This window comes from Rhodanobacter sp. T12-5, assembly GCF_008329435.1.
Taxonomy (GTDB): domain Bacteria; phylum Pseudomonadota; class Gammaproteobacteria; order Xanthomonadales; family Rhodanobacteraceae; genus Rhodanobacter.
Genome location: NZ_NPKN01000001.1, coordinates 392,023 through 405,690, shown reverse-complemented (window position 1 = coordinate 405,690; position 13,668 = coordinate 392,023). Strand labels below are relative to the sequence as shown.

Here is a 13,668-nt window from a genome sequence, read left to right as displayed (position 1 = left end):
AGATCTATGGCCCACAAACAAAGATCAATCATGGGCCTTCTGACATAGGCCAAGATGCAACACGATGGGGTCCCTCAACCAGCACGGCACAAGGACCCCTCATGAACAATCGCATCGACTACGCCAAGGTATCGCCCGACGGTTACAAGGCTTTCGGCGGCGTATATGTCTCCCTTCTGAAATGCGGCCTGCCACAAGAGCTGGTCAATCTCGTGTATCTGCGGGTTTCGCAAATCAATGGCTGTGCCTATTGCATCGATATGCATTCCCGGGATCTGCTCAAGCAGGGCATCGCCGTGCACAAGCTCGTACTGGTACCGGTGTGGCGCGGCGCGGGTGACGCATTCAGTACCCGCGAACGCACCGCGCTCGCCTGGGCGGAAACCGTCACGCGCGTCGCTGAAACCGGGGTTTCCGACGCGGACTACGACGCCGCTGCCGCCGAATTCAGCGACAAGGAACTGGCCGATCTGACCTATGCAATCGGTCTGATGAACGCCTTCAATCGATTCGGCATCGCGTTCCGCACGCCTCCCGCCGCCACGGCCTGAGCTGGTACTTGCCCACCAACGATGCCGGCCGCCAGGCCCGGATGAATCCACCAACGGACCCATCACCATGGCATGGCTACTCCTCACTATTGCCGGCATTTTCGAAATCGCATTCGCCTTCGGCATGAAGTGGTCAGAAGGTTTCACGCGATTGATGCCTGCACTGTTCACGATCGCCACCGGCCTGTCGAGCGTCCTCCTTCTTTCGTTCTCGCTGCGCACCCTGCCGGTCGGGACTGCCTACGCGGTCTGGACCGGTATCGGTGCGGCCGGCACCGTGACTCTTGGAATGCTGCTGTTGGGCGACTCGGCCGCACCGATGCGGTTGCTCTGCATTGGCCTCATTTTGGCAGGCGTTATCGGACTCAGGCTGGTCTCTGCGAGCTGAGCGGAAGGTCAAGGCAGGTCCCCGGATACGCTGCGTCAATTCCAGGATCCGGAATATATATCGCTTCATCGCGAATTGGAGATATATACTCACGGGCATCGTCCACCGGGAACCCCCGCGATGCCGGCAATCAGCTTCGAATTCTTTCCGCCCAAGACCGATGAGCAGCGCGCGCAACTCGATCGTGCCGCGCAGGCGCTGAAGGCGCACCGGCCGGAATACGCCTCGGTCACCTTCGGTGCCGGCGGTTCCACGCTCAGCTATACCGGCGACACCGTGGCGCGCCTGCACACCCAGCACGGCCTCAGCGTGGCGCCGCATCTCTCCTGCATGGGCGGCACCCGGGCGGAGATCGCCGAACTGCTGGACGGCTACCGCGCGGCAGGCTACCGGCGCATCGTGGCGCTGCGCGGCGACATGCCCTCGGGCATGGCCACCGCGGGCGATTTCCGCTACGCCGCCGAACTGGTGAGTTTCATCCGCGAGCACTGCGGCGACCACTTCCACATCGAGGTGGCGGCGTACCCGGAAACCCATCCGCAGGCCGACGACGCGCTGCGCGACCTGCAGCATTTCAAGGCCAAGGTCGACGCGGGCGCGAACGGCGCGATCACCCAGTATTTCTTCAACCCCGATGCGTATTTCCGCTTCGTCGAAGACGTTCGCCGGCTCGGCGTCAACGTGCCGATCGTGCCGGGCATCATGCCGATCGCGAACTACAGCCAGCTGAAGCGCTTCTCCGACATGTGCGGCGCGGAGATCCCGCGCTGGATCGCCAAGCGCATGCAGGCACACGGCGACGATGCCGATTCGGTGCGCGCGCTGGGTGCCGAAGTGGTGGCGCAACTGTGCCGGCGCCTGCTCGACGGCGGCGCGCCGGGCCTGCACTTCTACACGTTGAACCGGACCCGCGCCACGCAGGCGGTGCTGCAGCAACTTTTCTGATTCGCGCGGCAGGTATGCTGATGCGATGCGCCGATGGGCCACCCTGCTTTGCCTGATCCTGCTCGCCTGTGCCGCGCCTGCCGCGGCGCAGACGGAAATCCATCGCTGCATCGGCGCGAACGGCGGGGCGGTGTTCACCGACCAGCCCTGCGCCGCGCTGCAGGCCACCCCGGTCGACCGGAATGCCGCCTCCACGCAGGACGCCGCGCCGCTGGCCGCGCCGCCGATCCTGTGCGCGGCGACGCCCGATGAGCTGCGCCAGAGCGTGATCGAAGCGTTCGCCAGTCGCGACGCCAACCGCCTGGCTGGCCTGATGTTGTGGGACGGTTACGGCCGCGGCGCGGCGATCGCGGACATCCGCTCGCTGGCCGAGCTGATGAAACAGCCGTTGCTGGACGTGGACATTCCGAACGTCAGCGCGCCGGCGCAAAATGCCAGCACCGACGACCCGTTCGCGGAAGCCGACGCGCATGATGCGCCATCGGCAGGCGACCAGTTGGTGCTGCATACCGGCGGCAACGACGGCAGCGGCAACCCACGGGAGCTGCGGTTCCGCATCGTGCGTCAGGCCGGCTGCCTGTGGCTGCGCAACGCCGGGTAAGGGCGGATTGACGTGGGCCTGACGCTCACCAGCTATCATGGGCGGTCCCCTTTTGGAGAACCGACATGGCGCAGCAATACCCCGACTGGATCTGGCAGAACGGCAGCCTCAAGCCCTGGGCCGAAGCGACCACCCATGTGATGTCGCACGCGCTGCATTACGGCTCGTCGGTGTTCGAGGGCATCCGCAGCTACGCCACGCCGGATGGCGCCGCGATTTTCCGGCTCACCGACCATCTCAACCGGCTGTACCAGTCGGCCAAGATCTACGACATGGTGCTGCCGTACTCCGCCGACGATCTGGCCAAGGCCTGCCGCGACGTGATCAAGAAGAACGAGCTCGGCGCCGCTTATCTGCGTCCCCTCGCGTACCGCGGTCTGGGCGGTTTCGGCCTGTCCGCCGAAACGCCGATCGACGTCGCCGTGGCGGCGTGGCCGATGGGTCCGTATCTCGGACCGGAGGCGCTGCAGAACGGCATCGACGCCTGCGTGTCGAGCTGGCAGCGGTTCGCGCCGAACACCATTCCCGCCGGCGCCAAGGCTGGCGGCAACTACCTCTCCGGCCAGCTGATCGCGCGCGAGGCGCGCCGGCTCGGCTTCGGCGAAGGCATCGCGCTGGCTTCGACCGGCCTGCTCAGCGAAGGTGCGGGCGAGAACCTGTTCCTGGTGTTCGACGGCGTGCTGCACACCACTCCGGCCAGTGCCTCCATCCTCGCCGGCATTACCCGCGACACGCTCAAGACACTTGCCCGCGAAGACGGCATCGAAGTGGTCGAGCGCGATATTCCGCGCGAATACCTGTACCTCGCCGACGAGCTGCTCATGTGCGGCACTGCCGCCGAGATCACCCCGATCCGCTCGGTCGACGGCAAGCAGGTCGGCACCGGCAGGGCCGGTCGCGTGACTTTGCGCCTGCAGGAATTGTTCTTCGGCCTGTTCGAAGGCCGCACCCACGACAAGTGGGGCTGGCTGGAGCAGGTCTGAAGGCAGAAGTGAGTGGTGCAGCGAGGAGTGGGAAAAGAGAGCGCAAGCGGCGCCTGCTCACACCACTACTGCGCTGGCGCCCGAACCGTTGGTTCAGTCGCATGCCTTGCCGTCCAAGTCACTATTGCCAACACAAAAACGCCCCGCATGACGGGGCGTTTTGTTGGGCAGATGACGCGCGAGCCAAGCTATCTCTCTTTTTCCACTCCTCGCTGCACCGCTCACTTTTGCCGCTAGAACTTGATGCTGGCGATGGCGCCGTTGGTATCGCTGCGCGGGCGCATCGAGACGTCCCAGCCGTAGAGTTCGCACAGCCGACGCACGATCGCCAAGCCGAGGCCGGCGCCGCTGCCGCCGACGCCTTCGCCGCGCACGCCGCGCTGGAACAGCCGCTCGGCGTCTTCGGGCTTGATCCCGGGGCCGGTGTCGATCACTTCGATGCGGTCGGCACCTACCTCGACCCGCACGCTGCCTTCGAGCGTGTACTTGATAGCGTTGCTGATCAGGTTGGTCAGCGCCACCGAAAGCACCGAGGCCGGTGCGTTGACGGTGACCGCTTCGCCCACCGCGAGATCGATGGTCAACGGCTTGCCACGCATCTGCGGGCGCTGGCTTTCGATGACGTCGGCGGCAACCTTGCCCACGTCGGTGGTTTCGCCGCGGGTCGGGCCGCGCCGCTCGGCGCGCGACAGCAGCAGCAGCGCCTCGATCAGCTCGGTGGCCTGGCGCGAGGCACGCTCGATACGCTTCAGCCGCTCGCTCAGTTTCTCGGTGAGGTCGGGCGAACCCTGCAGCAATTCGGTGGTGCTGGCGATCACCGCCAGCGGCGTGCGCAACTCGTGGCTGACGTCGGAGTTGAACTCGCGGTCGCGTTCGACCATCGCGGTGAGCCGCGCGGAATATTCATCCAGCGCATGCGCCAATTCGCCCACCTCGTCGTCGGCGAAATGCGGCGCCAGCGGTTCGGCCTTGCCCGCCTTGCGGAAATCGCGCAGCCGATTGGCCAGCTCGCTGACCGGCTTGAGCACCTTGCGCGACAGCCACAGGCCCAACACCAGCGAGAGCAGGCCGAACAGGAATACGGCGCCGATAACGCTGATCAGCAGTTGCTGCTTGCCCAACTCGTCGCGCGAGACATCGTAGCGCAGGAAACTGATCACCCCGCCTTGTCGCCGCACTGCCAGCTTGTAGCGCTTGGTCTCGCCGTTCGCGTCGGTCTCGCTGATGTCGTGAACGCCGGTCGACAACTGCTGCCAGTTCAGCGGAGCCTTGTAGATCGTGCGATCGCTCCACGTCCACGCCTTGACGATATTGAAGTGCGGGATTTGGGTGGGATCGGCACGGACCTGTGCGTTGAGGTTGTCGACCTCGTCCTGCAGGCTCGCAGTGACCAGTTGGTCCTCCACCTTGGCCCGGATATTCAACGCGGCCACGGCAAACAACGCGCTGAGGCCGAAGCCGAACAGCGTGAAGGAGACGATCAATCGAAAGCGAAGCTTACGCCTGGACTGCATCCGGCTCGACCATCCGATAGCCAATGCCGTGCCGCGTGTGGATCAGCGGCTTCTCGAACGGTTTGTCGATCGCCGCACGCAAGCCGTGGATATGCACGCGCAGCGAGTCGCTGTCTGGCAGTTCCTCACCCCACACGCGTTGTTCCAGGTCCTGTCGGGTGACCACAGACGGGCTGGCTTCCATCAGCGCCTGCAGCAGCTTCAGGCCGATCGGGTTCAACTGGATCGACTTGCCCTCGCGGTTCACCGTGAGCGTGTCGAGGTTGAAGGTGAGGTCGGCCACCTTCAGCACGCGGCTCTGCGGGCCCTTGCCACGGCGCGCCAGCACTTCCAGCCGCGCGGCCAGTTCCTGCAGCGCGAACGGCTTGGTCATGTAGTCGTCGGCGCCGGATTCGAAGCCGGTCAGCTTCTGCTCCAGCGCGTCGCGCGCGGTCAGCATCAGGATCGGTGTTTGCTTGTGCGCCTCGTGGCGCAGCTTGCGCGCCACTTCCAGGCCGTCCATGCCGGGCAGCGTGAGATCGAGCACGATCACATCGAAATCATGCACCACGGCCAGATGCAGGCCGGTCACGCCGTCACCCGCAAAATCGACCACGTTGCCGCGGTCCTCCAGATAATCGCCGATGTTGGTCGCGATATCGCTGTTGTCTTCGATCACCAATACGCGCATGTGTCACTCCTGCGCAGCCGGCGCACGGGCCGGCTGGAGTTGCAAGCTTAACAATCTTGTGTGAACGCGGCGCGCCGGCCGCACCGGGAAACTGAACGGGTTCTGCACAGGCAAGAAAAAGGCCCAGATGCGCGACTCGGCGTCGCCCACCCGGGCCCAAACAAACTACTGCCCCGATACCATCACCTGCCTTCATCGGACCCCGGAAGACTGGGGATCCACGCAAATAACGGTAGGCAAGTTATAGGCGATGGGGGGTTACGATGGAGTTAATCGGCACTCATCCCGCCATGAAACCGGCTGCGCGAGCCTACGTTGGCCCTGCCCCCTTCACTGTCCGATAACGTTGCGAGCGACCGTCACGCGCGACCCCATGTCATCGGGCCAGCGGCAGATGTGCGTACCGGTAACGATCTCGCAATCGGCTTTTGCGTGAATTTCGTCACCCGTGTATGCGTTCGAAGAAGCACTCGCCGCGGTGGCCGCATTCATCATGAATGCCATCGTCTGACGATAGCGCGCGTGCGTCGACATGCCAGCGGGCAACGCGTATTTCCAACTGCGCATGGCCTGGATCGCCGACTGGTCGAATACGCCCGCCGGCTGGGCGCGGATCACGCGCATGTCCTGCACGCTGCCATCGGCGGCAAGCCCGAACTCGACCACGACCTGCCCTTCGATACCCCGCAGGAGCGCATTGCGCGGATAAATCGGCTGGCGGATGCGGATCGGTGTCGGCATGGCGGTCGCCAGCGCCGCGGTGGGAGCGATCGATCCGCTCATGTGCAGGGAGGGCTGGCGAGCCGGTGTCAGGTCGGAAACCTGCAAGGACGCCGGTGACAGCGTGGCGGGCGCGTCGATCGGTGGCAGCGGCTCTGTTGCCGTCGTCGTGGGCATTGCGAATCGCGGCCGTGCCACCGTCGCATGCAACGGTGCCAGATCAGGCAACTGCCAGGTTATGCGCGAGGCGGCGAGCGCCAGCCAGGGTGGCGTCAATGCCGGCTGCAACTGCAGGATGGATTCGGCAAGGGCTCGCTGCAAGGCAGCCTGCTTCCACTCGACCCGCAAGGTGAAGAGCACCAGGGCTGCGCCGAGCAGGACCGCAACGAAACGGGCCGACGTGCGCACGCGCGCCGCCTCGTGCGCCGGCACCACCAGATGCTGCACGCGGTCAAGCAGCACCCCGCCGTTGGCGGCCAGCAGCAGCGAGCCGTGCCGCTCGCGCAGTTCGCCAAGCTGGGCCAGCGCCGTCACGAACACATGGCGGCTGCCGCCGCTCACCGACAGCGCGAGCTCGTCGCAGCAGATCTCGCGCTCGTTGCGCACGTCACGCGAAATCCAGTGCACTACCGGATGATGGAAATACAACGTCTCCATGACCACCTGGAACAGGTTGGCGAGCGGATCCCAGCGCCGCAAATGCGCCAACTCGTGGGCGAGGATCAATTCGATCTGGGCCGTCGGAAAATTGCATGCGACCGCCATCGGCAACAGGATCACCGGCCGGATCCAGCCGACCAGCGCCGGCGTGGCGATGACCTTGCTGCACAGGACGGTGACGCGCCGGCGCAGCCCGAAACGACGTGCCATGTCGGCGACCCGATCCTGCCACGCCGGCAACAGGTCGGCCATGCGTACCAGCACCTTCAGCCGCTGCCACTGCCGCCATGCACGCAGCGACAGCAACAGCACGCCGCTCGACCAGGCCAGCACCAGCCACGGCAGGACGGCGTCCAGCCAGCTGCCCCAGGTCCATGCAGGATCCGCGGCGGCACCGTCGACGATGAGTGATGACGTCGCCACGCCGGTCGCTGCCTGGATGACGGACGGTGCCGTGTCCAGCAGGCGCCACGCCGTCAGCAACGGGCACAGCGCCAGTGCGACCAGCATGGCCATGCCAAAGCGATAGCGCGCCTCGCCACGCGGCAGAAACATCCGCACCGCGGCGTAGACCAAGCCCAGCAAGGTGGCCTGCCAGAAGAAATGCAGCAGCGTCCAGCCGATCACCCGCGTGCCTGCAAGCAGTATCGGCAGCATGTCCATTACGGCGCGTCCTTGTCGAGCTTGTTCAGCAGGCTGCGAATGGCGCGAAGCTCCTCGCGACTGGTGCGCTGGCTGCCCAGCGCATGCAGTACCAGCTGCGAGGACGAGCCATCGAACACGCGTTGCACCAGATCCACCAGGAAGCGCTTCTGGGTGCGCTCCTTGCTCACCGCCGCACGATAGACATGCGCGCGCTGCGAATCGTCGCGTTGCACCAGTCCCTTGGCGTGCATCACCTGCAGCATTTTCAGTGCGGTGGTGTAACCGCTACCGTCGCCAAGGTGGAGCACATCATGCACTTCGCGCACCGTGCATGCACCGCGCGACCACAGCACGTGCATGATCTGCAGCTCGGCCTCGGTCGGCCTGGGTATGCCGGTGGATCGTTCTTTCATGTCGATTTCTCATCCCGCAGCAGGCTGTTCGTGCAGGCTGTCGACGCGATACCTCCCTGATCACCTCGACTTGCCGTTTCCGCGCTGGCCGGCATGGTAGCCCTCCAAGAGGCCTTTCCAGCCTCCCGGAGAATCATCCGATGCCACGCAACCGTCAATGGCCGCCGGGAGTCAGGCCGGGACGCGCCTGTTGCTGCATGAACTGCTCGCTCTTCTGGCGGTCCCTTTCGATGTCGCCATAGGTGCGGCAAGTGCGCTTGGGCAGCAACGAGCCGATCGGGCGCTCTGATTTGCACACCAGCCGCTTGTCATCGCGACGGGTCAGGATTGCGTTGATGGTCTCCTGGTCCTGAAACAGCCGGGCCTTCGCATCCGCGTCCATCTGGTCGACCGTGCTGTACTTGTCGAACAACGACTGCATGTCGCCGAACTTGACGTTCACATCGTTCCGTTCGCTGCTGTCGACGAATTCATAACGGCCACCGGCGGCCATTTGCTGATGCACGGCAGCGACCATCGCGCTGAAGTCGTCCTTGTTCTCGGCCTTCACGATCACTTCGGTCTTGTAGGCGTAAACGGCGCCCAGAGGCAACAAGGTCATGCCCACGGCCATGCCGATCAGCCAGAATTTGAATTTCATGCTACAGCTCTCCGCAGATCGTGCTGCACCCCGACACAGGACACCTGACGCACGACCCCCTGCGCCAATCCTACGGCCATGCTTGCCGGCGTGTCAACGAAGGTATTCGTACTATAGCTTTCGTAGCACGACCAAAGCTCAATGACGCGGGGTCAGCGGCATACCGTACTTCATGCTGGGATTGGCTTCGCCGCTAACGAATCCGGGGCGCGCGCGCCGGATCATTTCCTCCTGCGCGTACTGGCGGCCACGCTCCATCTCGCCATAGGTCCGGCAAGTACGCTTGGGCAGCAACGATCCCATCGGGCGCTCGGACTTGCAAATCAGCCGCCGGTCATCGCGATGGGTCAGGATCGCGTTCACGTTCTCCTGGTCGACATACAGCTGGAACTTCGCGTCCTTGTCCATCTCCGCGACGGTCTCGAACCTGTCGAACAACGACTGCATCTCGCCCAGGCTGGCGTCGATGATCTGCCGCTCCGAACTGGTGACGAACTCATAGCGCCCGCCGGGCACCATTTCCTTTTTCACGGCGGCGACTACCGCGCTGAAATCGGCCTTGGTGTCGGCCTTGACCACAGGCTGCGCCTTGCTGGCGCAAGCCGCCCCCCATGGAAACAGCGCCAAGCCCAGCACCATGCCAGCCAGCCAGATGTGCATCTTCATGTGCTCGCCCTCCGCGCTTCCGTTGCCGCCCCGGCGGGGCGATCTTCACAGGGAACCTTCCAAGCCATTGGCTTCCGGGAATCTCCGTACGGAATCGAACAATTTCAGAGGGTACGCCCGGATTCGATCATTTTCAACGACGACTTTCGTACTATATCCGTCGTATGACACGACCATGGCTCCGGCCGCGACTTCCTATGCTTTTCGCAGCGCGACGCGCCTCGTCCGCGCAACGGCAGCGGCTTCGCGCGCCTGCGCTTCGAGCAGGTCAATGATCGCGCCGGCCACGTCGACGCCAGTAGCTTCCTCGATCCCTTCCAGGCCGGGCGAGGCATTCACTTCGAGCAACAGCGGGCCCCGGTTGGAGCGCAGCAGGTCGACTCCGGCGATACCCAGGCCTAGTGCCGCGGCGGCGCGCACGGCGATGCGTTTCTCGTCCGCGCTCAACACGGCGGCTTTGGCGCTGCCGCCACGATGCAGGTTGGCGCGGAACTCGCCAGGGCTGGAATCGCGCTGCATCGCAGCGACCACCTTCTTGCCGACCACGAAGCAGCGCAGGTCGCTGCCCTTGGCCTCGCCGATGAACTCCTGCACCAGGAAATTCGCGTACAGCCCGCGAAATGCCTCGATCACGCTTTGCGAGGCGCTGCGCTTCTCGGCCAGCACCACGCCGGTACCCTGGCTGCCCTCGTTGAGCTTGATCACGTGCGGCGGGTCGCCCAGCAGGGCCAGCACGTCGGCGGTGTCGTCCGGGTTGTCGCCGAACACGGTGACCGGCATGTCGATGCCCTGGGCGGCGAGCATCTGCAGACAGCGCAGCTTGTCGCGGGCTCGCAATACCGCATCGGAGGGATTGGGCGTATAGACGCCCATCATTTCCAGCTGGCGCAGCACCGCCGTGCCGTAGAACGTGCTGCTGGTGCCTATGCGCGGGATCACCGCGTCGATATCGCGCACCTCCTTGCCCTTGTAGCGGATCGCCACCGCTCCTGGTGCGATGCGCACGTAGCAACGCAGCGGATCGAGCACGCGCACCACGTGGCCGCGCACGCGTGCCGCCTCGACCAGTCGCTTGGTCGAATACAGGCGGGTATTGCGCGACAGGATCGCAATTTTCATACAGTGGTCGTCACGGTGGGTCGATGGTCGCCAACGGCGGGCGGGGCTGGGTGTAGGAGCGTGCCGGATCCACCGCAAAACGCCCGTTCAGCGCGCTGCGGCCGAGCAACAGGGGAAACAGCATGTGCCGGCGATCGGTCAAATTGATGTCAACACTGAAGTGCTGGCCGGCCAGCTGGATTTCACTGCGGATGAACCAGCGTTCGGTGCGTCGCCCACCGGTATCGGTGACGGCGCGTCGATCCAGGGCGGGGGCCTCGCAAGCCACATGCAGCGGCTGACGTCGGCCGACGTGCATGGTGAAACGCAGCCAGGTCGCGCCGTCGCGCTGGAATTCTTCCAGCGTGTCGACGTGCAGCGAACTGCTGCGCGCGCCGGTATCGAGCTTGGCCTTGAGCATGCCGATGCCCAGCTCCGGCAACGCCAGCCGCTCCCGCCAGCCGAGTGTGATCAGATCGACCATGAAGGGTTCGGAATAGCTCGGATGCGGCGGGAGGTGGAGCGGGTGAAGGGAATCGAACCCTCGTCAGTAGCTTGGGAAGCTACAGCTCTACCATTGAGCTACACCCGCGTTGACCGGCGGATGGTAACCCGGGATTCGCGCGGTTGGAAAGCTGGCCCTTCGCCGGCACGCTTGGCCGGCGGCGGCAGCGCTTCGATGATCCACAGGCTCGACCGTTCGCTGCGCGCACGGGAGCGTCGCCGCCGGACCGTTCCTTCTGCCGAGCCGGACGCCCCAATGCCCGCTGAACGGTACCGGTCGCATAATCCGGCCAACTGTCATCGCCTGTCCGACAATGCGCGTTCCAGTGCCGGTAGCCAATGAAAGTCCCGCGGCCTTGTGCCACTCATGGAGAACATCATGCCCAGGTATGTCGAATTGTCGGCCATGTGGCGCCGTCATTGGCGATGGCTGGCCATCGCGATGTTGTTCCTGTTCGCCGGCTTGGCCCAGGCGCAATCCGCCGCCGATGACGACCGCGCCGATCCGCCAAGCCGGGTGGCGCGGCTGTCTTACGTTGCCGGCGACCTCGGTTTCCTGCCGGCTGGCGCGACCGACTGGAGCGACGCCGACGTCAATCGCCCGCTGACCACCGGCGACCGCCTGTCCACCGGCCATGACGCGCGCGCGGAACTGGAATTGGGCGGCGGCACGCTGCGCATCGACGGCCAGACCGACCTGGGCGTGCTCGACCTGAACGACCAGATCGCCCAGCTCGAACTGACCCGGGGCACGCTGAACCTCACGGTGCGCCAACTGGAGCCAGGCCAGAGCTACGAGATCGACACCCCGACCGTGGCGCTGGTGCTCGATCAACCCGGCACGTTCCGGGTCGACATCGACGACGACGGCACCCAGGTCACCGCCTTCAGCGGCAGCGCCGTCGTTTACGGCGAAGACAACGCACAGCGCACGATCAACTCCGGTCGCAGCTATCGCTTCGCCGATTCCCGCCTCGGCGCGGTGGCGATCAGCGAGATCGGCGGCGGCGACGCATTCGACGCATGGTGCGACTCGCGCGATCGTCGCTACGCGCAATCGATCAGCCGCCGGTACGTGTCCGACGATGTGGTCGGCTATCAGGACCTGGACCAGTACGGCGACTGGCAGGAAACCAGCGACTACGGCGCGGTGTGGTATCCGAGCCGGGTCGGCAACGACTGGGCGCCGTATCGTGATGGCCACTGGGCCTACATCGCGCCTTGGGGCTGGACCTGGGTGGACGACTCGCCATGGGGTTACGCGCCCTATCACTATGGCCGCTGGGCCCATACGCGCCGTGGCTGGGGCTGGATCCCGGGGCCGCGTGACGTGCGTGCGATCTACGCCCCGGCACTGGTGGCCTTTGTCGGCGGCGGCGGCTGGTCGGTCGGCATCGGCGGCGCCCCGGTCGGCTGGTTCCCGCTCGGCCCGGGCGAAATCTACAACCCTTGGTACCACTGCGGCCGCAACTATTACGTCCGGATCAACCGCGACGATGGGCGCGACGGTCGCGGACGCGATCGTCGCAACGACGACGATATCCGCCGGCATTACGAGCACTACCGCGCCGGCAGGCCCGAGCCCGACGAGCATTACGTCAACCGCGATGCGCCGCGTGGATTCACGGTCGTGCCGGGCCGCGCCTTCGCCAGCGGGCGGCATGTGCAGCGCGATCTGCTGCGGATCGATCCGCGCAAGCTGGCCGACGCCAAAGTATCGCCGCGTGGCGCCGCCCTGCGCCCCGTGGCGGACAACATCCGCAACCCGCGCACGCACGCCCGACCGGCCGAAGGATTTCGCCCGGATGTGGTGGCCCGCCATGATCCGGCCACGCTGGTGCGCCCCGGCTCCGCCAGCAACCTGGACTCAGCGCGCCGCATCGGCAGGCAAGCCTCCAACGTTCGCCTGCTGAATCCGCGCGGTGTCCGCCAGGATGCCGGCCTGTCCCGTGTCGACCACGACGGCAGCGATCGGGTGGCCGCCGGCCGACCACTGTCGCCGCCGGCGCGGATCACGCCGGCAGGTCGGCTTGCGCCCGCGCCGGAAGTGGCGGCAGGCAGGTCGCAGACGATGCGTCGGGACAATGCGATCGGGTCACGCCAAGGCGAACTGCCGTCCACGCGCTTTGCGCATCGGCCCGCGTCCGATGCGCCGCTGCCCGGGCACCTCGAACAGCGGGCGCGCATGCCGATAAGGGAGTCACGAGACGCGATGCCGCGACCGGGCTTGAGCGTGATCTCCCGTGGCGATGAAAACGACATCCGCCCGAACGGGCGCGGCCTGCCGCCGGTACAGCCGGTTCGGCGCGCCACGCCAGTCGATCGCCCGCTGTCCGCCGGCCGTCCCATGCCAGCCAACGCTGCACGCTTCGAACGCGTCGAAACGATGCGCGCCGTGCGCAACGAGCCGATGCCCGCACGCCGCAACATCGAGCCACGATTCGAGCCACGAGTCGAGCGGGTCGACAGTTTCGCGCGGCAACCTGTCCGCGCGCAGCCACGCCCGATGCCTGCTCCAGTGCGGGCCGAGTCGATGCGGAACTACCAGCCTGCGCAGCGTGCCGCGCCCGCACCGCGCGCCGAAACGCCCCAGTCGCAAAGGACGCGGGAGCGCTCATCGGAACGAGCCGATCACCCCGTGAAAGCGAACGATCGGCAGCACTGATCGAG

The 13,668-nt window shown here is 65.6% G+C and carries 14 protein-coding genes and 1 tRNA gene; 6 read left to right on the top strand and 9 right to left on the bottom strand.

Going from position 1 to position 13,668, the window contains the following annotated elements:
- Positions 1 to 101: 101 nt before the first annotated feature.
- From CIW53_RS01770 to CIW53_RS01750, 5 genes are all read left to right on the top strand, one after another.
- Positions 102 to 551, top strand: a complete 450-nt coding sequence (locus tag CIW53_RS01770) for a carboxymuconolactone decarboxylase family protein (protein ID WP_149362982.1) — start codon at positions 102 to 104, stop codon at positions 549 to 551.
- Positions 552 to 618: 67 nt separating this feature from the next.
- Positions 619 to 939, top strand: a complete 321-nt coding sequence (locus tag CIW53_RS01765; RefSeq protein WP_149362981.1) for an SMR family transporter — start codon at positions 619 to 621, stop codon at positions 937 to 939.
- A 120-nt stretch (positions 940 to 1,059) separates the two neighbouring features.
- Positions 1,060 to 1,884: a methylenetetrahydrofolate reductase [NAD(P)H] gene (metF, locus tag CIW53_RS01760; protein WP_149362980.1), complete on the top strand. Its 825-nt coding sequence runs from the start codon at positions 1,060 to 1,062 to the stop codon at positions 1,882 to 1,884.
- Between the two features lie 25 nt (positions 1,885 to 1,909).
- Complete coding sequence (locus CIW53_RS01755) at positions 1,910 to 2,485, top strand: DUF4124 domain-containing protein (protein ID WP_149362979.1); 576 nt, start codon at positions 1,910 to 1,912, stop codon at positions 2,483 to 2,485.
- A gap of 65 nt (positions 2,486 to 2,550) precedes the next feature.
- Positions 2,551 to 3,468: a branched-chain amino acid transaminase gene (locus CIW53_RS01750; protein ID WP_149362978.1), complete on the top strand. Its 918-nt coding sequence runs from the start codon at positions 2,551 to 2,553 to the stop codon at positions 3,466 to 3,468.
- A 233-nt stretch (positions 3,469 to 3,701) separates the two neighbouring features.
- Here CIW53_RS01750 and CIW53_RS01745 read toward each other — a convergent pair whose 3' ends face one another.
- The 9 genes from CIW53_RS01745 to CIW53_RS01705 all read right to left on the bottom strand — a co-directional run bounded on the left by CIW53_RS01745 (position 3,702) and on the right by CIW53_RS01705 (position 11,086).
- Entirely contained in the window at positions 3,702 to 4,982 is a 1,281-nt protein-coding gene (locus CIW53_RS01745) for a HAMP domain-containing sensor histidine kinase (RefSeq protein WP_149362977.1), read from the bottom strand.
- Positions 4,966 to 5,652, bottom strand: a complete 687-nt coding sequence (locus CIW53_RS01740) for a response regulator transcription factor (RefSeq protein ID WP_140649363.1) — start codon at positions 5,650 to 5,652, stop codon at positions 4,966 to 4,968. Before CIW53_RS01740 ends, CIW53_RS01745 begins: the two co-directional genes overlap by 17 nt.
- A 330-nt stretch (positions 5,653 to 5,982) precedes the next feature.
- Positions 5,983 to 7,695 (bottom strand): M56 family metallopeptidase, encoded by a 1,713-nt coding sequence (locus CIW53_RS01735; RefSeq protein WP_149362976.1) that lies wholly within the window; start codon positions 7,693 to 7,695, stop codon positions 5,983 to 5,985.
- Positions 7,695 to 8,090: a BlaI/MecI/CopY family transcriptional regulator gene (locus CIW53_RS01730; protein WP_149362975.1), complete on the bottom strand. Its 396-nt coding sequence runs from the start codon at positions 8,088 to 8,090 to the stop codon at positions 7,695 to 7,697. The genes CIW53_RS01735 and CIW53_RS01730 overlap by 1 nt, the downstream gene beginning before the upstream one ends.
- Positions 8,091 to 8,244: 154 nt before the next feature.
- The gene (locus tag CIW53_RS01725) at positions 8,245 to 8,730 is read right to left on the bottom strand and encodes a hypothetical protein (RefSeq protein ID WP_149362974.1); all 486 of its coding nucleotides are present in this window, start codon (positions 8,728 to 8,730) and stop codon (positions 8,245 to 8,247) included.
- 138 nt (positions 8,731 to 8,868) lie between these two features.
- Positions 8,869 to 9,396 (bottom strand): hypothetical protein, encoded by a 528-nt coding sequence (locus CIW53_RS01720; RefSeq protein ID WP_149362973.1) that lies wholly within the window; start codon positions 9,394 to 9,396, stop codon positions 8,869 to 8,871.
- Between the two features lie 195 nt (positions 9,397 to 9,591).
- On the bottom strand, positions 9,592 to 10,515 hold the full coding sequence (rimK, locus tag CIW53_RS01715) for a 30S ribosomal protein S6--L-glutamate ligase (RefSeq protein WP_149362972.1): 924 nt from the start codon (positions 10,513 to 10,515) through the stop codon (positions 9,592 to 9,594).
- Between the two features lie 10 nt (positions 10,516 to 10,525).
- The gene (locus CIW53_RS01710) at positions 10,526 to 10,978 is read right to left on the bottom strand and encodes a RimK/LysX family protein (RefSeq protein WP_149362971.1); all 453 of its coding nucleotides are present in this window, start codon (positions 10,976 to 10,978) and stop codon (positions 10,526 to 10,528) included.
- A gap of 34 nt (positions 10,979 to 11,012) precedes the next feature.
- Positions 11,013 to 11,086 (bottom strand) — tRNA-Gly (locus tag CIW53_RS01705).
- A 291-nt stretch (positions 11,087 to 11,377) separates the two neighbouring features.
- On the opposite strand from CIW53_RS01705, the gene CIW53_RS01700 reads away from it, so the two are divergent.
- Complete coding sequence (locus tag CIW53_RS01700; protein ID WP_149362970.1) at positions 11,378 to 13,663, top strand: DUF6600 domain-containing protein; 2,286 nt, start codon at positions 11,378 to 11,380, stop codon at positions 13,661 to 13,663.
- Positions 13,664 to 13,668 lie beyond the last annotated feature (5 nt).